This is a genomic window from Pacificispira sp., from assembly GCF_965228185.1.
GTDB lineage: Bacteria > Pseudomonadota > Alphaproteobacteria > UBA8366 > Aestuariispiraceae > Pacificispira.
Genome location: NZ_CBDDHE010000004.1, coordinates 303724 through 322734 on the forward strand (window position 1 = coordinate 303724; position 19011 = coordinate 322734).

17 protein-coding genes are annotated in these 19011 nt (G+C 62.7%); 14 read left to right on the forward strand and 3 right to left on the reverse strand.

Features of this window, described 5'->3' with window-relative positions; translation table 11 throughout:
* The first annotated feature begins 17 nt into the window (after nucleotides 1-17).
* From ACO06O_RS09730 to ACO06O_RS09760, 7 genes are all read left to right on the forward strand, one after another.
* On the forward strand, nucleotides 18-1394 hold the full coding sequence (locus tag ACO06O_RS09730; protein ID WP_421878830.1) for a pyruvate dehydrogenase complex E1 component subunit beta: 1377 nt from the start codon (nucleotides 18-20) through the stop codon (nucleotides 1392-1394).
* A 22-nt stretch (nucleotides 1395-1416) separates the two neighbouring features.
* Nucleotides 1417-2742: a pyruvate dehydrogenase complex dihydrolipoamide acetyltransferase gene (locus ACO06O_RS09735; protein WP_421878833.1), complete on the forward strand. Its 1326-nt coding sequence runs from the start codon at nucleotides 1417-1419 to the stop codon at nucleotides 2740-2742.
* 23 nt (nucleotides 2743-2765) lie between these two features.
* Nucleotides 2766-4178: a dihydrolipoyl dehydrogenase gene (gene lpdA, locus ACO06O_RS09740; RefSeq protein WP_421878836.1), complete on the forward strand. Its 1413-nt coding sequence runs from the start codon at nucleotides 2766-2768 to the stop codon at nucleotides 4176-4178.
* A 185-nt stretch (nucleotides 4179-4363) separates the two neighbouring features.
* The gene (locus ACO06O_RS09745) at nucleotides 4364-4585 is read left to right on the forward strand and encodes a hypothetical protein (RefSeq protein ID WP_420416734.1); all 222 of its coding nucleotides are present in this window, start codon (nucleotides 4364-4366) and stop codon (nucleotides 4583-4585) included.
* A 97-nt stretch (nucleotides 4586-4682) separates the two neighbouring features.
* Complete coding sequence (gene lipA / locus ACO06O_RS09750) at nucleotides 4683-5645, forward strand: lipoyl synthase (RefSeq protein ID WP_421878839.1); 963 nt, start codon at nucleotides 4683-4685, stop codon at nucleotides 5643-5645.
* Nucleotides 5646-5717: 72 nt separating this feature from the next.
* The gene (locus ACO06O_RS09755) at nucleotides 5718-6167 is read left to right on the forward strand and encodes a type II toxin-antitoxin system RatA family toxin (RefSeq protein ID WP_421878842.1); all 450 of its coding nucleotides are present in this window, start codon (nucleotides 5718-5720) and stop codon (nucleotides 6165-6167) included.
* 201 nt (nucleotides 6168-6368) lie between these two features.
* Complete coding sequence (locus ACO06O_RS09760; RefSeq protein ID WP_421878846.1) at nucleotides 6369-7109, forward strand: helix-turn-helix transcriptional regulator; 741 nt, start codon at nucleotides 6369-6371, stop codon at nucleotides 7107-7109.
* Here the strand turns inward: ACO06O_RS09760 and ACO06O_RS09765 are convergent.
* From ACO06O_RS09765 to ACO06O_RS09775, 3 genes are read right to left on the reverse strand one after another with little or no spacing between them, the layout of a single operon-like run.
* The gene (locus tag ACO06O_RS09765) at nucleotides 7081-7575 is read right to left on the reverse strand and encodes a CinA family protein (protein WP_421878850.1); all 495 of its coding nucleotides are present in this window, start codon (nucleotides 7573-7575) and stop codon (nucleotides 7081-7083) included. The two genes, ACO06O_RS09760 and ACO06O_RS09765, sit on opposite strands and share 29 nt — an antisense overlap.
* The gene (locus ACO06O_RS09770; protein WP_421878853.1) at nucleotides 7575-8042 is read right to left on the reverse strand and encodes a phosphatidylglycerophosphatase A; all 468 of its coding nucleotides are present in this window, start codon (nucleotides 8040-8042) and stop codon (nucleotides 7575-7577) included. The genes ACO06O_RS09765 and ACO06O_RS09770 overlap by 1 nt, the downstream gene beginning before the upstream one ends.
* Nucleotides 8039-9238, reverse strand: coding sequence for a bifunctional 2-C-methyl-D-erythritol 4-phosphate cytidylyltransferase/2-C-methyl-D-erythritol 2,4-cyclodiphosphate synthase (locus ACO06O_RS09775; protein ID WP_421878855.1), 1200 nt, complete (start codon nucleotides 9236-9238; stop codon nucleotides 8039-8041). The genes ACO06O_RS09770 and ACO06O_RS09775 overlap by 4 nt, the downstream gene beginning before the upstream one ends.
* 68 nt (nucleotides 9239-9306) lie before the next feature.
* Between ACO06O_RS09775 and ACO06O_RS09780 the strand changes: the two genes are divergently transcribed.
* The 7 genes from ACO06O_RS09780 to trkA all read left to right on the forward strand — a co-directional run bounded on the left by ACO06O_RS09780 (nucleotide 9307) and on the right by trkA (nucleotide 19009).
* Complete coding sequence (locus ACO06O_RS09780; RefSeq protein WP_421878858.1) at nucleotides 9307-10101, forward strand: cytochrome C assembly family protein; 795 nt, start codon at nucleotides 9307-9309, stop codon at nucleotides 10099-10101.
* A 97-nt stretch (nucleotides 10102-10198) separates the two neighbouring features.
* Nucleotides 10199-11224, forward strand: a complete 1026-nt coding sequence (gene dusB, locus ACO06O_RS09785) for a tRNA dihydrouridine synthase DusB (protein ID WP_421878861.1) — start codon at nucleotides 10199-10201, stop codon at nucleotides 11222-11224.
* Nucleotides 11224-12366: a two-component system sensor histidine kinase NtrB gene (locus tag ACO06O_RS09790; RefSeq protein ID WP_421878863.1), complete on the forward strand. Its 1143-nt coding sequence runs from the start codon at nucleotides 11224-11226 to the stop codon at nucleotides 12364-12366. Before dusB ends, ACO06O_RS09790 begins: the two co-directional genes overlap by 1 nt.
* 2 nt (nucleotides 12367-12368) lie before the next feature.
* On the forward strand, nucleotides 12369-13826 hold the full coding sequence (gene ntrC, locus ACO06O_RS09795) for a nitrogen regulation protein NR(I) (RefSeq protein WP_421878866.1): 1458 nt from the start codon (nucleotides 12369-12371) through the stop codon (nucleotides 13824-13826).
* An 81-nt stretch (nucleotides 13827-13907) separates the two neighbouring features.
* The gene (locus tag ACO06O_RS09800; protein ID WP_421878869.1) at nucleotides 13908-16190 is read left to right on the forward strand and encodes an ATP-binding protein; all 2283 of its coding nucleotides are present in this window, start codon (nucleotides 13908-13910) and stop codon (nucleotides 16188-16190) included.
* A gap of 1 nt (nucleotide 16191) precedes the next feature.
* The gene (locus ACO06O_RS09805; protein ID WP_421878872.1) at nucleotides 16192-17598 is read left to right on the forward strand and encodes a sigma-54-dependent transcriptional regulator; all 1407 of its coding nucleotides are present in this window, start codon (nucleotides 16192-16194) and stop codon (nucleotides 17596-17598) included.
* A 34-nt stretch (nucleotides 17599-17632) separates the two neighbouring features.
* The gene (gene trkA / locus ACO06O_RS09810) at nucleotides 17633-19009 is read left to right on the forward strand and encodes a Trk system potassium transporter TrkA (protein ID WP_421878875.1); all 1377 of its coding nucleotides are present in this window, start codon (nucleotides 17633-17635) and stop codon (nucleotides 19007-19009) included.
* Nucleotides 19010-19011: the final 2 nt, after the last annotated feature.

Sequence of the window (19011 nt, forward strand, 5' to 3'; positions counted from 1 at the left end):
AGAAAGGATAACAAGATATGGCCATTCAAATCCTGATGCCGGCGCTGTCGCCCACGATGACCGAGGGCACCCTGGCGAAGTGGAACGTCAAAGAGGGCGACACCGTGACCTCCGGCGACGTCATTGCGGAGATCGAAACCGACAAGGCAACGATGGAGTTCGAAGCCGTCGACGAAGGCGTGATCGGGAAAATCCTGGTCGACGAAGGATCCGAAGGCGTTGCCGTCAACACGCCGATTGCCGTCCTTCTGGAAGAGGGCGAGGACGCAAGCGCGGCCGATCAGGCTGCGCCGGCCGCCGCCCCGGCAACCGAAACCAAATCCGAATCGCCGAAGTCGGAGGCCCCGGCTTCCGTTCCCGCTGCGCCGAAATCCGCGGACGCGCCCGCCCCGGAACCCGAATGGACTGGCGCGACTAAGTCTCAGACGGTACGCGAAGCACTGCGCGACGCGATGGCCGAGGAAATGCGGTCGGACGAAAAAGTCTTCCTGATGGGAGAAGAGGTCGCGCAGTACCAGGGGGCCTATAAGGTGTCCCAGGGGCTGCTGGACGAATTCGGCGACAAGCGCGTCATCGACACGCCGATCACCGAACACGGCTTCGCCGGCTTGGGCGTCGGTGCGGCCTTCATGGGCCTGAAGCCGATCGTCGAGTTTATGACCTTCAACTTCGCCATGCAGGCGATCGACCAGATCATCAACTCGGCGGCGAAGACGCTTTACATGTCCGGCGGTCAGATGGGCGCGCCCATCGTGTTTCGTGGTCCGAACGGCGCGGCCGCCCGCGTCGCCGCCCAGCATTCGCAATGCTATGCCAGCTGGTACGCGCATTGCCCGGGCCTGAAGGTCGTGTCGCCCTATAGCGCCGCAGACGCGAAAGGGCTGCTGAAATCGGCGATCCGTGACCCGAACCCGGTGATCTTCCTGGAAAACGAGATCATGTACGGCAAGACGTTCGACGTGCCGGACACCGACGATTGGACCGTGCCCATCGGAAAGGCCAAGATCGTTCGGCCCGGATCGGATGTGACGATCTGCGCCTTCTCGATCATGGTCGGCAAAGCCTTGGAAGCCGCCGACGCTTTGGCGGAGGCGGGCATCGACGCGGAGGTCATTGATCTGCGCACCATCCGCCCGCTGGATACCGCGACCATCGTCGAATCCGTCAAGAAGACGAACCGGCTGGTATCGGTCGAGGAAGGCTGGCCCTTCGCCGGTATCGGCTCCGAGCTGGGCATGATGTTGATGGAACAGGCCTTCGATTATCTCGACGCGCCGGTCGCCCGCGTGGCCGGGGCAGACGTTCCGATGCCTTATGCGGCCAATCTGGAAGCGCTCGCATTGCCGCAGGCCGACCATATCGTCGAGGCGGCCCGCGCCGTCTGCTATCGCTGAGCCGGGAAGGGAGATCCGACCAATGGCTGTGAAAATCCTGATGCCGGCCCTGTCGCCCACGATGACCGAGGGCACGCTGGCGAAGTGGCTGATGAAGGAAGGGGATGAAGTCTCCTCCGGCGACGTGATGGCCGAAATCGAAACCGATAAGGCGACGATGGAGTTTGAGGCCGTCGACGAAGGTGTGATCGCGAAGATCCTGGTCCCGGACGAGACGGAGGGCGTCGCGGTCAATACGCCGATCGCGATCCTGGCGGAAGAAGGGGAGAGCGCCGAAGACGCCATCGCCTCCGCCGGTGACGGGGCGCCAAAACCGGAAGCCAAGGCGGAACCGGCCCCGGCTGCGAAAGAACCGGCCAACCCCGCGCCGGCGCAATCGGCGGCCCCGGCTGCCACCGCCAAGGGGGACCGGATTTTCGCCAGTCCGCTGGCCCGCCGGATGGCGGCGAATGAAGGTCTCGACCTCGCGCAGTTGAACGGGTCGGGCCCCCATGGCCGAATCGTCAAACGGGATATCGAAAAGGCACTGACGGAGGGGACCGGCAAGGCTGCTGCAGCGCCGGCACCTCAGGACCAGGCTGCCGCCGCCCCCGCCGCGAAACCGGCCGCCGCGTCGGCACCGCCGGTACTTTCGTCCGACGACCCGATCTTCAAGATGCTTCCGCCTTCGGAAAGCGTCCCGCACACCGGCATGCGCAAGACAATTGCCAAGCGCCTGACGGAATCTGCCCGCGACATCCCCCACTTCACGCTGCAGGTCGATGTCGAAATCGACAAACTGCTGGCGATGCGCAAGCAACTGAACGAGCGGGACGGGGCGGACTACAAGATTTCCGTCAACGACTTCATCGTTAAGGCAACGGCCCTGGCGCTGACCCGCGTGCCAGATTGCAACGTCGCCTATACGGACAGTGCGATCCTGAAGTTCAGGCAGGTCGACATGGCAATCGCGGTCGCGATCGACGGCGGTTTGATCACGCCGATTATCAAGAACTGCGCGGCGAAAGGCCTGGCGACGATTTCGAAGGAAGCCAAGGAACTGGCCGCCAAGGCGCGCGACGGCAAGCTGGCCCCGGAAGAGTATCAGGGGGGCACCTTTACCATCTCCAATCTGGGCATGTTCGGTGTGAAGAGCTTCACCTCGATCATCAACCCGCCGCAGGGCGGTATCCTGTCCGTCGGGGCAGGGGAACAGCGCCCGGTCGTGAAGGACGGCGCGTTGAGCCTGGCCACTGTGGTGACGTTGAGCCTGGCGGTCGATCACCGCTGCATTGACGGCGCGACCGGGGCCGCCCTGGTCAAGGAACTCAAGGCGCTGATCGAAGATCCGATCGCCTTGATGCTCTAACCGGACGGACAGGGAGAAAAGCCATGGCGGACACTTCTTTCGACGTCGTCATTGTCGGCGCCGGTCCCGGCGGTTACGTGACGGCCATCCGCGCCGCGCAGCTCGGCCTGAAAACGGCGGTCGTCGAGGCCAATCATCTCGGCGGCATCTGCCTGAACTGGGGGTGTATCCCCACCAAGGCGCTACTGCGGTCGGCCGAAATCTATCACTATATGAAGCACGCAAAGGATTACGGCCTGTCCTGCGAGGGCGCGTCCTTCGATCTGGACGCAGTCGTGAAACGCAGCCGGGCGGTTTCCAAGCAGCTCAATTCCGGCGTCGGGCATCTGCTCAAGAAGAACAAGGTCACCGTCTTCGACGGCTGGGGCAAACTGGCCGGCGGGTCCAAGGGCGCGCGCAAGGTTTCCGTCGAAAAGGACGGAAAGGCCGTGGCCGAACTGACCGGCAAGCACGTGGTCCTGGCCACCGGCGCCCGCGCGCGGGAACTGCCGGGGCTGGAGGCCGATCACAAGCTGGTCTGGACCTACAAGGACGCCTTGGTTCCGAACACGATGCCGAAACGCCTCCTGGTCATCGGATCGGGTGCGATCGGGATCGAATTCGCCAGCTTCTTCAACACGCTTGGTGCCGAAACCACGGTGGTCGAGGTGATGGACCGCGTTCTGCCGGTGGAAGATCCGGAAATCTCCAAGTTGGCCAAAAAGGCGTTCGAGAAGCAGGGGATGAAGATCATCACCGGTGCCTCGGTAAAAAGCCTGAAGAAATCCGGCGAGACGGTGACCTGCACGGTAGAGCAGGGCGGCAAGAGCCAGGATATCACCGTGGACCGGGTCATTTCCGCAGTTGGTATCGTCGGCAATGTCGAGGATATCGGGCTGGAAGGAACCAAGATCAAAGTCGACCGAACCCATATCCTGACCAATGAATGGTCGGAAACGGACGAACCCGGAATCTATGCGATCGGCGATCTGACCGGCCCGCCCTGGCTGGCACATAAGGCCGAACATGAGGGCGTGATCTGCGTCGAGAAGATTGCAGGACTTAAGGGCGTTCACCCCCTGGATAGGTCTCGCATCCCGGGCTGCACCTATTGTCATCCGCAAGTCGCCTCGGTCGGCCTGACGGAGGAAAAGGCGAAAGAGAAGGGCTACGACGTCAAGGTCGGTCGGTTCAGTTTCATCGGGAATGGCAAGGCCATCGCGCTCGGCGAACCGGAAGGCCTGATCAAGACGGTGTTTGACGGCAAGACCGGAGAGCTCCTGGGTGCCCATATGATCGGCGCGGAAGTGACCGAATTGATCCAGGGATACTCCATCGCCAAGACCCTGGAGACCACCGAGGAAGAGCTGATGCACACCGTCTTCCCGCACCCGACCTTGAGCGAAATGATGCATGAATCCGTGTTGGATGCTTATGGGAAGGTGATCCACCTGTGACGGAACATCTATTCCGATCAAGGATTTGGGGGTTTCGACTGACATTAATGGCACATTCGAAGGAGATTCGAATAAAATACGTATAAAATTTTAGACGTTTTGTCTTCTCCCTTGATCGGTTCTGTGGCACGTGTACTGTCATGGATACGGTCATAGACATTGACGAGGGAAAAGGGGCGGCCACCATGAAAGCCACCGAGCATCCGCATATCGCGGAGGTTCGACGGGAAATCGTGTATGACGGTGGTCGCTGGCGTCACATGCTGGTGGTCGTAACCGATCTATCTTTGGACCCCGCCGCTCCCGATCACGACGCAAAGGCCCTGAACGACGTGATTCAGGCTGTTGCGAATTCCGCTATCGAGAATCAGAGCGGATATCACGGGATCGTCGTTCGTAACCCCTGATACCAAACCCTGGTAGCGGGCGGCACACGGGAAGCCCTTGACCGCGTCGGTACGACTCCTCAGCTTAATCTCATCCGCTCAAGCTGGTGGAAGGCCAATGACCGAAACGACCGACGTAAAGACTCGCGCCCATCGCCATCCGGAAAAGCGCAACCGGCCCGACAATCCGATCCAGCGGAAGCCGGACTGGATTCGTGTGAAGGCGCCCGTCAGCAAGGAATACAAGGCCACCCGCAAGATCGTGGAAGACCATAAACTGGTCACGGTCTGCCAGGAAGCGGCCTGCCCGAATATCGGCGAGTGCTGGGCGAAAAAACACGCCACCTTCATGATCATGGGCGAGATCTGCACGCGGGCCTGTGCCTTCTGCAATGTGTCGACAGGAAAGCCGGGGGCGCTCGATCCCTTCGAACCCTACCGGATCGCCGATGCTGTCGAAAAACTGGGGCTGGAGCATGTCGTCATAACGTCGGTCGACCGCGACGATCTGGAAGACGGCGGCGCGGATCATTTCGCCCAGGTCATCCGAGCCATCCGCGAACGGACACTGGACACGACGATCGAGATCCTGACCCCTGATTTCAAAGGCAAAATGGGCGCCTTGGAAATCGTGGTCGAAGCGCGCCCGGACGTCTTCAACCATAATCTGGAGACGGTGCCGCGCCTTTATCCGACAATCCGGCCCGGCGCCCGCTATTTTACGTCCCTGCAGCTACTCGCCCAGGTAAAGCAGCTCGACCCGTCGATCTTCACAAAATCCGGCCTGATGGTCGGTCTGGGTGAGACCAAGATCGAAATTCAGCAGATGATGGACGATTACAGGGCCGCAGATGTCGACTTCCTGACCATCGGGCAATATCTCCAGCCGACGCCGAAGCATGCTGCCATCGACCGGTTCGTGACGCCCCAGGAGTTCGAATCCTATGCCTCCATGGCGCGGGCACGCGGGTTCCTGATGGTATCCGCGACGCCGCTGACCCGGTCCAGCTATCATGCCGGCGACGATTTCCGGCGGCTGCGGGAGGCGCGGGAGGCCAGGCTGGCCCAACGCAATGCGTGACGCCCGGCGCGAAATACGATAGTTCCGCACTCGATCTGACGCCCAAAAGCCATCACCGGACGCCGAGACCGAATGCCCAGCCATACTGAACAACGCCTGTTGCCCTATCGCGCCGAGGACATGTTCGACCTTGTCGCCGATGTCGGACGGTATCCTGAATTTCTGCCTTGGTGCCGCGCCGCACGGATCCGCTCTCGTACCGAAACCTTGTTGATCGCCGATTTAGTCATTGGTTTCAAAGGGGTGACGGAGCAGTTTACCAGCCGCGTCACCTTGGATCGTCCGAACAAGGTAATTAGGACGGCCTATGAAGACGGCCCCTTCAAATACCTGGACAACTATTGGGAATTTCAGAGCGATTCCGAATCGGGCGGCTGTCGGGTGGACTTCCATGTCGATTTCGAGTTTCGGTCACGACTGCTGCAAGCGATGATCGGCCTCGTTTTCACCGAAGCGGTGAAGCGGATGGTCTCCGCCTTCGAATCCCGTGCCCAGGACCTTTACGGCGGCAAAACGTCGTAACTGCATCCGCAGTCGCCAAAAATCATTGAAACTGCAATCGCAGTCACCGGTCGTTCCCGATTCGCAACGATTCCGAATCACCATTCCGCCTCATGGCACCAAACCGCCTGACGACCACGACATCTTGAGCCTCATACGCGAGTCATATATTTCTTCCCTAATTCTTTAGGTCTGAGACCGAATTTCAGGGGAGGGACGCGGGTGATTTCGGCCGCGCAGATCCGGGCGGGCAGATCGCTGCTGAACGTCAAACAGAGCGAACTGGCGAAATCCGCCGGGGTTTCGCTGGCGACGTTGAACAATATCGAACGCGGCGTGGGCGATCCCCGGTCCAGCACGATGGAAGCCATCGAACGGGCGCTTTTCCAATCCGGCGTCGAAGTCGAGACCGACGGCGCGACGGAATCCGTCCGCCTTCATCGTCTGGCCCGGCCGAGCGCTTACGAAACCTTCCATGCCAGTCAGCGCATTCTGGAGTGTCTGTCGCGGGACAGTCTGCTGAAGGTGGAATCCATATTGTTCTTTGCCCGGCGCGACCATGCGGTACGGGACGGGGATGACGCCGTTAAACTGTGCCTGATGCTGGTGGGGCGGGTCAGAACCGTCCTGTTCGATCAGGTCAGTTTCACCATGGCGACCGGCCCGCGCACGGCGGAGGCCGCAGGCATCCTGCTGGCCGCCTTCGCGCTGCATGCGGATCATCTTTCCTATCTCGACCGGCCGACGGAGGATACGACTCTGGCGCCGCTTTCCGACGCGGTCGCACGCCTGCGGGAGGCGGATTGGCGCCGCCTAGACCATCCGAAGGCGCTGATCGACGTTTTCGACGATTGGGATGCGAAATGCGCCCGCTTCGGCGATCGCCCCGGTCACCCACTGGCCGATCTGCTTCGTTTGACGGGCCGCGGCGGGACTACACCGGCGCTCGGGACACCAGCCTGATCGCCAGATCCAGGGCGGCAACGACCGTCGCGCGCCGCACCGCGGCCCTGTCTCCGATGAAGCGATGCTCTTCAACCTCGATTTCCGTTCCGGCGGTCCCGGCGATGTAGACCAGCCCGGCGGGCTTTCTCTCGGACTGTCCCGGACCGGCCACACCGGTAACCGCGACGCAGACTTCTGCGCTGCAGTTCCGCATCGCGCCCTGCGCCATGGCGCGTGCGACCTGCGCCGACACCGCGCCATGCGCCTCGATGAGATCGGGGTCGACGCCCAGCATTTCCGACTTGGCCGCATTCGTATAGGTGACGAAACCACGGTCCACGACGTCGGACGAACCCGGCACCTCCGTCAGGACGCCCGTGATCATGCCACCGGTACAGGATTCGGCCGTGGCGATCGTCGCCCCCATCTCGCGAAACATCTGCAGGGTTTTGGACGCGATTTCATAGAGTTCCGAATCGATCATCACGCGGCACTCCAAGCAATCAGCCAGCCGATTCCATAGATGCCGGCCATGGCATAGAGCGCGGCCAGGACATCATCCGCCATGACGCCCAACCCGCCGGCCAACCGCCGGTCCACCCAGCCCACCGGCCAGGGCTTGGCGATGTCGAAAACCCGGAACAGCAGAAACCCGGTCAGGTAATGAAGCCAATCCGGCGGGACAAGCGCAAGGACAAGCCAGACTCCGACAACTTCGTCGACCACGATTTCGGACGAATCATGGGCCTGTTTCATCGCGTCATAGCGATTCGCGGCCCAAACGCCGATGGGAAACAGAATAGCGGCGGCAGCAAAAAGCCAAACCGGCGCGCTGAAACTCGCGATCGCCCAGGCAAAGGGCAGGGCGGCCGCCGTGCCCCAAGTGCCGGGCATCGGCCGCAACAACCCGCTTCCGAACCAGGTGGCTATGATAAGTGCCAACCGGTTCAATGATCGTCTCCGCCGGCCGGCAGGGCGACCGTCGCAATGGCCTGGCAGGCAATCCCCTCTCCGCGCCCCGTGAATCCAAGCTTTTCCGTCGTCGTCGCCTTGATGGAGACCCGCCCGGGAGCGATCGCCAGGATTTCCGCGACCCGCGCCCGCATGGCATCGCGGTGCGGGCCTACCTTTGGCCTTTCGCAGATGATCGTCGCATCGACATGCCGGATTTGGCCGCCGGCCGCTGCGACGAGATCAGCCGCATGGCGCAGGAAACGATCGGAAGATGCACCGCGCCATTGCGGGTCGCTCGGTGGAAAGTGGCTGCCGATATCGCCGTCGCCGATCGCCCCCAGCAGGGCATCCGTGATCGCATGCAGGCCGACATCCGCGTCGCTGTGCCCGTCCAAGCGCCGGTCATGGGGGACAAAGACCCCACACAGCCAAACGCCGTCGCCGGGGACGAACCGGTGGACGTCGAAGCCCATTCCCGTTCGGGTTTCCATTAAAGCGGCCAATCGATCCTCCGCGGCGCTGAAATCCTCTTCCGTGGTCAGTTTCACATTCGCAGGGTCGCCCGGAACGATCCAGACCGGTTTGCCCGCTTGTTCGAACAATGCCGCATCGTCCGTGACCTCGGCCTCCGCCGATTGATGAGCGGCCAGGATGGCCCCCAAAGGAAAGCCTTGCGGGGTCTGGGCGCGGTACAAGCCATCGCGCGGGACGGTCCCAGTGACAGTATCCCCATCCGGGACCGCCTTCAGGGTATCGATCACCGGCAGGCCGGGCAGGGCGCCCCCATCCGGCCGCACGCCGTCAAGCACCGCATCGATCAAGCGGGAAGAAACGAACGGGCGGGCGCCGTCATGGATGAGAACGGTATCCTCCTGGTCAGCCATGCCCGCCAGAGCAGTCAGGCCGGCACGGACCGAAATCTGCCGGGTCGCCCCACCGGTCACGGTCGCGACGCGATCCCGGATAGGACCGAGAGCCTCACGGCATATCTCCGCCTGACCATCACCGATCACCAGAACGACATGACCGCAGGCGGGATGCCGCAAAAAGGCCTCCACCGTCCGTCGGATCAGCGGGATGCCGCCGATCGGCCGATATTGCTTGGGAAGTCCGCCGCCAGCCCGGACGCCTTTTCCGGCGGCCACGATAACGGCATGAAAGGGGGATGGGCGCGTTTCGGCTGAAGACGGCATGAAGGCTCGCTAACGGGACGCATAGGAAGGCGTTTCAGGGCGGGTCGTCCGGTGATATATAGCGCGGCATGCTAGCGGAGTCGCTGATCTTTCAAACCGCCGCGTTGGCGTGCCTGCTGCCGGCCCTATGGCTGGCCGTGCGCAGGGACGACGAAAAACGGCTGCTGTTGCCCACTTTGGCCCTGGCCGTCGCGGGACCGGTCCTGTTGTGTGTTCTGGCCGCGCGGTCCGGATGGCGCACGGATTTCTCCTTCACCATCTGGGTTTCGGCGGCCGCGACCTTGATCCTGTTCAGCGCCCTTGCCGCGATTTCCCGAACGGCGCGCAAAATGGCGGCGCTCGTTCTGCCTTATCTGGGGCTGTCCATCCTGGTTGCGATCCTGGTTGGACATGGCGGCCGTCCGATGCCGGAATCGCCGGGGCCCTGGCTGGCAGCGCATATCGCCGTGGCCGTCGCCACCTATGCCCTGATCACGGTGGCCGCCGTTGCCGCCTTGGCGGTGTTCCTGAAGGAACGGTCGCTGAAATCCAAAACGACCAACGGTCTGGCCGCGTTATTGCCTCCCGTGGCGGAGAGCGAACGCCTGCAGGACCGGTTGATGTTCCTATCCGAAGCCGTTCTGGGTCTCGGCTTGGCCTCCGGCATCGCCATCCATGTTCAACGCGCCCAGCCACTTCTGGAGGCCGATCACAAGACGCTTTTGACCTTGGCGGCCTTTGTCGTGATCGGGATATTGCTGATCGTTCAGCGGTTCAGTGGATTACGGGGCCGACGCGCCGCGCGGATCGTATTGATCTCCTATCTGCTGGTGACAATGGCCTATCCGGGCGTGAAATTCGTTTCCGACATCCTGATCGGCTGAATTTGGGGCGCCATGCGTCAGATTTACCACTGGCGGTTCGTTCCCGGCGGGGGTACAAGCGCTGTCGGGGAAACTGCCTAAAGTTTGAGCGAACACCATGCTTGCGCAAAATATCGGCACCTATCCGAAGCGCGCGCCCATTTCCGTTGGGCCTGTAGCTATTCCTGTTCCGGTCTATCTGGCACCGATGTCCGGTGTCACCGATTTGCCGTTTCGTACCGTCGCGCAGGCGCTCGGCGCCCCCGTTGTCGTTTCGGAGATGATCGCCAGCGGCGAGGCCATCCGCGAGACCCGCGGAACGTTGAAACGGGCGGAAACAGCCGGAGACGGCACCCCGCATATCGTTCAACTGGCCGGCCACGATCCGTCGGTCATGGCGGAAGCGGCACGCCTATGCGCGGATCTGGGGGCCGATATCGTCGATCTGAATTTCGGCTGTCCGGCAAAGAAGGTCACCCGCAAGCTATGCGGATCGGCGCTGATGCGCGATTTGGACCAGGCCGTCCGGATCGTCGACGCCGTCGTTGCCGCCGTGGACCGACCGGTGACAGTCAAGATGCGCACCGGCTGGGATCTGGACAGCCGCAACGCCCCTGAATTCGCCTATCGCGCGGAAGGCGCGGGAGTACGCCTGATCACGGTTCATGGACGGACCCGCGAACAAAAGTATACCGGCAGCGCCGATTGGTCGTTCATCCGGACGGTGAAAGAGGCGGTATCGATCCCCGTCATCGCCAATGGCGACATCATCGACTACGACGCCGCCGACCGGTGCCTGGCGGAATCCGGCGCGGACGGGATCATGATCGGGCGCGCCGCCCAGGGACGCCCGTGGTTCCTGGGGCATATGGCGGCATACATGCGCACAGGGGAAAGACGCGCGGAGCCAGGGCATGCCAGGCGATGCGACCTCCTGCTGTGGCACCTGGACGAAATCCTGCGGTATCACGGCGCGGAGAGGGGACTGCGGATGGCGCGCAAACATATTGCCTGGTCGATTGCGGATGTGCCGGGCGCGGCAGCGTTGCGCGCCGAGGCCATGGCCGCAGAAACACCGGCCGAGGTGGCGCAGGCCGTTCGGCGCGCTTTCGATGCCGCGTCGGAATTGGGTAAGGCGGCCTGATGTTGAAAGCGATCAAGAACACGTTCGGCGGCGGGACCGACCGCCCCAGCGTCGAAAGCATCATGGATTCCCTGCCGGAACCGGTCATCGTCGTCGACGGTTCGGGGAACGTCACCTTCCTGAACGCGGCCGGACAGAGCTTCCTGCAAGGGTCGGAAGCGGTCCTGCGCGGTGTGAACCTGCAGGACCTAATCCCGCATGACAGCCCGATCCTGGCGGCAGTCGACCGGGCCCGGCGGGTCGGCAGTTCCATGACCGTCCATGGCGTGCGTCTTTCGACGCCGCGCATCGGCAATCATACCGTCACTGTCGACGCAGCCCCACTGACGGACCGGCGCGACAGTGTCGTGATCACGATCAAGGAACACTCCATCGCCGGGAAGATCGACCACGCGCTGACCCAACGCGGCGCCGTCCGGTCCGTGACCGCGCTGGCCGCGATGCTGGCGCATGAGGTCAAGAATCCGCTGTCCGGCATTCGCGGTGCGGCCCAGTTGCTTGAATCCATGGTTCCGGCCGAAGACCGCCAGCTCACCAAGCTGATCACGGAAGAAACCGACCGGATCGTCAAACTGCTGGACCGGATGGAAATCTTCTCGGACCGTCCCAATCTGGAGCGAAGCCCAGTCAACATTCACGAGGTCCTGGACCGGGTTCTGGAAATCGCGCGAAACGGTTTCGCCAGCGGGATGCGCCTCGTCGCATCCTACGATCCGTCGCTGCCGCCGGTTCTGGGCGACCGGGACCAACTGGTGCAGATCTTCCTGAACCTGGTGAAGAACGCCGCCGAGGCCGCGTCGGACGGGGAAGCGCCGGAGGGCGAGATCACCGTCTCGACGGCCTATCGTCACGGAATCCGGCTGGCGGTGCCGGGGATCGAGGCGCGGATGCATCTGCCGCTGGTGATTTCGATCCGCGACAACGGCCCCGGCATACCGGACGACCTGCGTCCGCATCTGTTCGAACCGTTTATCACCACGAAATCAGGCGGTTCCGGGCTGGGCCTAGCCCTGGTCGCGAAGCTTGTATCCGAACATGGCGGGGTCATCGACTTCGAAAGCCGGCCGCGCCGGACGCAATTCAATGTCATGATGCCGGTCCTACGCGATAATGCGCAATTGGGCGGCGGAAAGGGCGGTTGATCATGGCGGGCGAAACCATACTGGTTGCCGACGACGACCGCGCCATCCGCACTGTCGTCAGCCATGCGCTGGCCCGGCACGGATATGAAGTCCGGACCACCGGCAATGCCGCGACCCTGTGGCGTTGGGTGTCGGAGGGCGAGGGCGACTTGGTCGTGACCGATGTGGTCATGCCCGACGGCAACGGCCTCGACCTCATCCCGCAGATACGCAAGATCCGGCCGGACCTGCGCGTCATAGCCATGAGCGCGCGCAACACGCTGCTGACGGCGGTCCAGGCGACCGAACGCGGGGCGTTCGAATACCTGCCGAAACCGTTCGACCTGACCCATTTGGTCGATACGATCCGGCGCGCCTTGAAGTCCCAGGCCGAAGCGCCGGGCGACATCGTCCCCCATAAGGACGCGGAAGACCCGATGCCGCTGATCGGCCGGTCGCCGGCGATGCAGGATGTCTATCGCGTTATAGCCCGGCTGACCGGAACGGATCTTTCGGTCCTGATTACCGGCGAATCCGGGACCGGGAAAGAATTGGTGGCTCGTGCGCTGCACGATTTCTCCCGGCGCAAGAACGGGCCCTTCGTCGCGGTGAATATGGCGGCGATCCCGCGGGAACTGATCGAAAGCGAACTGTTCGGTCACGAGAAGGGCGCCTTCACCGGAGCGACCCAGCGGAAATCCGGCCGTTTCGAACTGGCCGATGGCGGCACGCTGTTTCTCGACGAGATTGGCGACATGCCGCTGGAGGCCCAGACCCGGCTGCTGCGCGTTCTGCAGGAGAGCGAATATACGATGGTCGGCGGTCGGAACCCGATCAAGACGGATATCCGTATCGTCGCCGCCACCCACCGCGATCTGCGCCAATTGGTATCTCAGGGCCTGTTCCGCGAGGATCTATACTATCGCCTGAATGTCGTCCCGATCCGCCTGCCGCCACTGCGTGAGCGCCGCGAAGACGTCCCGGACCTTGTCCGCCATTTCCTGGGGCAGGCGGCGGATAGTGGATTGCCGCACAAGTCGCTGACGGAATCGGCGATGGAGCGTCTGACGCGTCATCGCTGGCCCGGCAACGTCCGGGAGTTGGAAAATCTCGTCCGGCGCCTGGCCGCCCTTTATGCGCAGGACCGTATCGACCAGGAGATCATTGAGGCGGAATTGGGCGAAACGCCCAGTTTCGCGGACGCGGAAGACGCGATGAATTCCGGGTCCGACAATCTTTCGGATTCCGTGCGTAAGCACATCGTCGCCTATTTTGACGCCCATGGGGATCAATTGCCCGCAGCCGGCCTGCATGCCCGTATTCTCCGCGAGATCGAACGCCCGTTGATCGAGGTGAGCCTGAAAGCCACGCGCGGCAATCAGGTTCGAACCGCCGAGTTGCTGGGGCTGAACCGAAATACGTTGCGTAAGAAAATTCGCGATCTGGACATAACGGTGGTTCGCGGCAGCCGCGACGAATGACTTTGACACGCAATCGCGCTTGCCGTGTCCGGGACAACTCATGCTAAACCTGTCCCGACGATGATGAAGGATTCTGGAGAGATGCCGCCCAATGCGGACGAACCGGCCGTCCGCAAGGGCGGCCTGGCGGCGCGGATGGAGCGCATTTCCGGATCCAAGCGCCTGTCCCGTATCCTTGGCATTGCCCTGATGTCGCTGGCCGTCCTGGCCGGGTTCGGGACGTATGCGGCCTTTACCGGCGTACCACCCCTGGGCGGCGACGCGGATACGCTCGTCATCATGGTCTATGTCGACCTGGTGATCATGCTGCTGTTGGGCTTCATCGTCGCCCGGCGCATCGTGGCCCTGTGGTCGGAGCGGCGGCGAGGATCCGCCGGATCGCGGCTGCATGTTCGTTTGGTGGCTCTGTTCGCGGCCTTGTCCGTGACGCCGGCCATCATCGTATCGACATTTTCGCTGCTGTTCTTCGATCTGGGGATCGAAAGCTGGTTCAGCGAACGCGTGCGCACCGCGGTCAATGAAAGCCGCGCAGTGGCCGAAGCCTATCTGGTCGAACACCGGAACAATATCCGCGCGGACGCCCTGCGTATGGCGCGGGACCTCAACCGCGACGCCCGGCAATTGCAGATCAATCCGCCGCTGTTCAATCGGACCCTGGAAATTCAACGGCGCGTCCGGGAACTCAGTGAAGCCATCGTCTTTCAGGGCACGACCCGGGAAGTGCTGGCGCGTGCTGGACTGACCATCGTCCTTGAGTTCGAACCGATCGATTCCCGCGACCTTCTGGCCGCCTCGAACGGCGAGATCGTCGTGCTGACGGGAGGGGCGGACGACCGTGTTCGAGCGCTGCTGAAACTGGATGCCTTCGCGGATATGTATCTTTACATCGGTCGGCTGGTCGATCCGCAGGTCCTGTCCCGGATCGAGCAGGTCCGCGGCGCGGCGGCACAGTTCGAGCGGCTGGAGACCCAGCGCGTCGATATCCAGCTTTCCTTTGCGCTCGCCTTCGTCGTGGTCGCGCTATTGCTGTTGCTCTCGGCGATCTGGATCGGGCTGACGCTCGCCACCCAACTGACCGCACCGATTAGTGCGTTGATCGGCGCGACGGAACAGGTCCGGGCAGGGGACCTGGATGCGCGGGTGTCGGAAATCGCCGGCGAGGACGAGTTGGCCCTGTTGAGCCGCGCCTTTAACCGAATGACATCGCAGCTTCGGTCCCAACATAATGAATTGATGGAGGCGAACCGCCAGATCGACGGCCGCCGCCGCTTCTCGGAAGCAGTCCTGTCCGGCGTCAGCGCGGGCGTGCTGGGCCTGGACCGGAACGGGCGCATCGACCTGCCGAACCGGCGTGCCAGCGAATTGCTGGCGATGGCTCCGCATGCCCTGATCGGGGAGAAACTGACCGACATTCTGCCGGAACTCCAGGAACCCATGGAACTGGCGCGCAACTCGACGCCGGGACGCCCTGTGGAGGCCCAAATCCGTCTGACCGTGCAGGGCGAGACCCGGACGCTGTTCGTCCGCATCGTGATCGAACAGGAGGCGGGGCAGGTGCAGGGCTATGTCGCGACCTTCGACGACGTTTCGCCCCTTGTGTCGGCCCAACGCAAGGCGGCCTGGGCCGATGTGGCGCGCCGGATCGCGCATGAAATCAAGAATCCGCTGACACCGATCCAGCTTTCTGCAGAGCGTCTGAAGCGGAAGTACCGCAAGGAAATCACCACCGACCCGCATGTCTTCGAAACCTGCATCGACACGATTGTCCGACAGGTCGACGATATCGGCCGCATGGTCGACGAGTTTTCGTCCTTTGCGCGAATGCCCGCGCCGACCATGCGCGACCAGGATATCGTCGATATCTGCCGCCAATCGCTGTTCCTGCAGCGCAATGCGAATGCCGAGGTCGTGTACGATTTCGTCGGACCGGAAACGCCGCTGGTCATCCGATGCGACGGGCGACAGCTCAGCCAGGTAATGACCAATCTGCTGCAGAATGCCCATGACGCCATTGAAGGGCGCCGGGAGCAGGCCGAGGCGGAAGGGCGTTCGCCCGACGACGAGCCGAAAGGCCGTATAGGGCTTTCAATCGAGGCCGACGACAGGCATGTTCGCATTGCGATTCAAGACAACGGGAAGGGCTTGCCGACAGCGGAGCGGGAACGTCTGACCGAGCCCTATGTGACAACCCGGAAGAAGGGGACGGGCCTGGGCTTGGCCATCGTCAAGAAGATCATGGAAGACCATGGCGGCAGTTTGCATCTTGATGATGCGCCCGGCGGCGGTGCCCTGATCTCCCTCATTCTGCCAATAGAAACGCTTGAGACGGCAACCGATAAGCCGCCGCACGGGGAGGCGGGCTGACATGGCATACGACATTCTGATCGTCGACGACGAGGCCGATATCCGGATGCAGATCGCTGGCATCCTGGAGGATGAAGGCTATCAAACCCGCGAGGCGTCGAACTCGTCCGATGCATTGGCCGCCGTGGCGAACCGTCAGCCGTCGCTGATGATCCTGGATGTTTGGCTCGCCAATTCGGAATATGACGGTCTGCAAATCCTGGAAATCGTGCGGCGCGACCATCCGACCCTGCCGGTCGTGATGATCAGCGGGCACGGCACGTTCGATATGGCGGTCAACGCGACAAAGAAAGGCGCGTATGACTTCATCTCAAAGCCGTTCAAGACCGATGTCCTGATGCTGACCATAGAGCGCGCCCTGTCCGAGGCGCGCCTGAAGCATGAAAACGAATCCCTGCGCAAACTCTCGCCCTATGCGGTTTTGGACGACCTGGTCGGGAAATCCGCGGCAATTGCAGAAGTCCGGCGCGGAATCGACAAGGTGGCGCAGACCGACAGCCGTGTGCTGATCGCCGGCCCGCCGGGCAGCGGCAAGGGCGCGGTCGCCCGTGTCCTGCACAGCCGGTCCCTGCGCAAGGACGGCCGGTTCGTTGTCCTGACCTGCGCCTCGCTGACGGAAAGCACGCTGGAAGCGGCCCTGTTCGGGGTCGAGGCAAATGCCGACAGGCGCCGCCAGATTGGCGTCCTGGAAGAAGCCCATGGCGGCACCCTGCTTCTGGACGAAGTCGCCGATATGGACCTGGCGACCCAGCAGAAGATTGTCCGCGTCCTGCATTCCAGACGGTTTCAGCGCATCGGGGGCGACAATTGGGTGGAAGTGAACACCCGTGTCCTGGCGACGACGTCCCAGGACCTGACGGAACTGATTGCCGTCGGCAAATTCCGCGAGGACCTGTTCTATCGGTTGAATGTCGTCCCGTTGCAGGTGCCCCCCTTGTCGGAACGGCGTGAGGACATTCCGTTGCTCGCGACCTATTTCATGGATCGGTCGGCCGCCGCCAAGGGCCGATCGCCGCGCGCCCTGTCCTCGGACGCGCTGACGGCGCTGCAGGGGCATGACTGGCCCGGCAACGTCTGGGAACTGGCGAATGTCGTCGAACGCCTGCTGCTGATGGCGCCCGGCGGACCTCAGGATCCCGTCCGCGCGGATGCCGTCGCCACCGCGATCGGCAGTGCCGAAAGTACGGTTTCCCGATGGGACCGCGCACCGGAAGTGATGGGACTGCCGCTGCGCGAGGCGCGGGAAGCCTTCGAACGCGAGTATCTGGTGTTTCATCTGGCCCGTTTCGGGGGCAACATCTCCCGGACGGCCGAATTCGTCGGCATGGATCGTGCCGCGCTGCACCGGAAGCTGAAAGGCCTGGGCGTCGCTGCCAGCAACAGGGTGAAGCAGGACGTCGCGGACTGACGCCTTCCGCCGGAATGGCTGAACGAGGAAACCTATGAAAGTCGTTATTTGCGGTGCCGGCCAGGTCGGCTTCCACATTGCGCGCTATCTGTCGGGCGAGGACAACGATGTCACCGTCGTCGACCAATCCCCCGAACTGATCGGAAAGATCAACGACCAGTTGGACGTGCAGGCCTTTGTCGGCCATGCCTCCCATCCGGATGTGCTGGAGCGGGCAGGGGCCGCGGACGCGAACATGCTGATCGCCGTGACCTTCGCGGACGAGGTCAACATGATCGCCTGTCAGGTCGCGCATTCCCTGTTCAACGTCCCGACCAAGATCGCCCGCATCCGACAGCAGAGCTATCTCAATCCGATCTGGTCGAATCTGTTCGCGCGCGACCAACTGCCGATCGACGTCATCATTTCGCCGGAGATCGAAGTGGCCCGCGCCATCGCGCGGCGCATTCGCGCGCCCGGCGCCTTCGATATGATCCGGATGGGCGACGACAAGGTTCGGGTGATCGGCGTACGCTGCACCGATACCTGCCCGGTAATCCATACGCCCCTGCGTCAGCTCACATCGCTTTTCCCCGATCTGAACATCACCGTCATGGCGATCTTCCGGGACGAGACCATGCTGATCCCGTCGTCCAACGACCAGATGCTGCCAGGGGACGAAGTCTATTTCATCGCGGAGACAGGCCACGTACCGCGCGCGATGACGGTCTTCGGCCATGACGAGAAGGAAGCCCGCCGGATCCTGGTGATCGGCGGCGGCAATATCGGCACGACCCTGGCCGGGGAGCTGGAAGCCAGCAGCGACGGCTATTCCGCCAAGATCGTCGAAATGGACAAGGCCCAGGCCCGCAAGGTCGCGGAGGCACTGCCGACCACCGTCGTCATTCAAGGCGACGCGCTGGATCACGAAATCCTGGAAGAAGCGGGAATCCGGAACACCGAGGCCGTGGTCGCGGTGACCGATGACGATGAAACCAACATTCTCTGTTCGTTGCTCTGCAAGCGTTATGGCGTCGACCGGGCGATCACGCTGGTCAACAAGAACTCCTACGGGCCGCTGATCACGACGCTAGGCATCGATGTCGTCGTCAGCCCCCGCGAGATCACCGCCTCGACGATCCTGCAGCACGTCCGCCGCGGCCGGATCCGTCAGGTCCACAGTCTGCGCGACGGCTTCGCCGAACTGATCGAGGCGGAGGCGATGGAGACCTCCAGCCTGGTCGGAGAACAACTGAAGGACGCCAAACTGCCCAGCGGCGTCATTGTCGGCGCGATCATCCGCGGCGAGGAGGTCATCATCCCGCGGCCCGACACCGTGGTGCGCGCCAAGGACCGTGTGGTCCTTCTGGCCGCCGCCCAGGCCGTTAAGAAGATGGAAAAGATGTTCGCCGTAAGGCTCGAATATTTCTAACA

What these genes read in the sequence shown, in the direction of transcription:
- ACO06O_RS09730 (WP_421878830.1), top strand. Translation starts at nt 18, where the DNA reads ATGGCCATTCAAATCCTGATGCCGGCGCTGTCGCCCACGATGACCGAG.
- ACO06O_RS09735 (WP_421878833.1), top strand. Translation starts at nt 1,417, where the DNA reads ATGGCTGTGAAAATCCTGATGCCGGCCCTGTCGCCCACGATGACCGAG.
- lpdA (WP_421878836.1), top strand. Translation starts at nt 2,766, where the DNA reads ATGGCGGACACTTCTTTCGACGTCGTCATTGTCGGCGCCGGTCCCGGC.
- ACO06O_RS09745 (WP_420416734.1), top strand. Translation starts at nt 4,364, where the DNA reads ATGAAAGCCACCGAGCATCCGCATATCGCGGAGGTTCGACGGGAAATC.
- lipA (WP_421878839.1), top strand. Translation starts at nt 4,683, where the DNA reads ATGACCGAAACGACCGACGTAAAGACTCGCGCCCATCGCCATCCGGAA.
- ACO06O_RS09755 (WP_421878842.1), top strand. Translation starts at nt 5,718, where the DNA reads ATGCCCAGCCATACTGAACAACGCCTGTTGCCCTATCGCGCCGAGGAC.
- ACO06O_RS09765 (WP_421878850.1), bottom strand. Translation starts at nt 7,575, where the DNA reads ATGATCGATTCGGAACTCTATGAAATCGCGTCCAAAACCCTGCAGATG.
- ACO06O_RS09775 (WP_421878855.1), bottom strand. Translation starts at nt 9,238, where the DNA reads ATGCCGTCTTCAGCCGAAACGCGCCCATCCCCCTTTCATGCCGTTATC.
- ACO06O_RS09780 (WP_421878858.1), top strand. Translation starts at nt 9,307, where the DNA reads ATGCTAGCGGAGTCGCTGATCTTTCAAACCGCCGCGTTGGCGTGCCTG.
- dusB (WP_421878861.1), top strand. Translation starts at nt 10,199, where the DNA reads ATGCTTGCGCAAAATATCGGCACCTATCCGAAGCGCGCGCCCATTTCC.
- ACO06O_RS09790 (WP_421878863.1), top strand. Translation starts at nt 11,224, where the DNA reads ATGTTGAAAGCGATCAAGAACACGTTCGGCGGCGGGACCGACCGCCCC.
- ntrC (WP_421878866.1), top strand. Translation starts at nt 12,369, where the DNA reads ATGGCGGGCGAAACCATACTGGTTGCCGACGACGACCGCGCCATCCGC.
- ACO06O_RS09800 (WP_421878869.1), top strand. Translation starts at nt 13,908, where the DNA reads ATGCCGCCCAATGCGGACGAACCGGCCGTCCGCAAGGGCGGCCTGGCG.
- ACO06O_RS09805 (WP_421878872.1), top strand. Translation starts at nt 16,192, where the DNA reads ATGGCATACGACATTCTGATCGTCGACGACGAGGCCGATATCCGGATG.
- trkA (WP_421878875.1), top strand. Translation starts at nt 17,633, where the DNA reads ATGAAAGTCGTTATTTGCGGTGCCGGCCAGGTCGGCTTCCACATTGCG.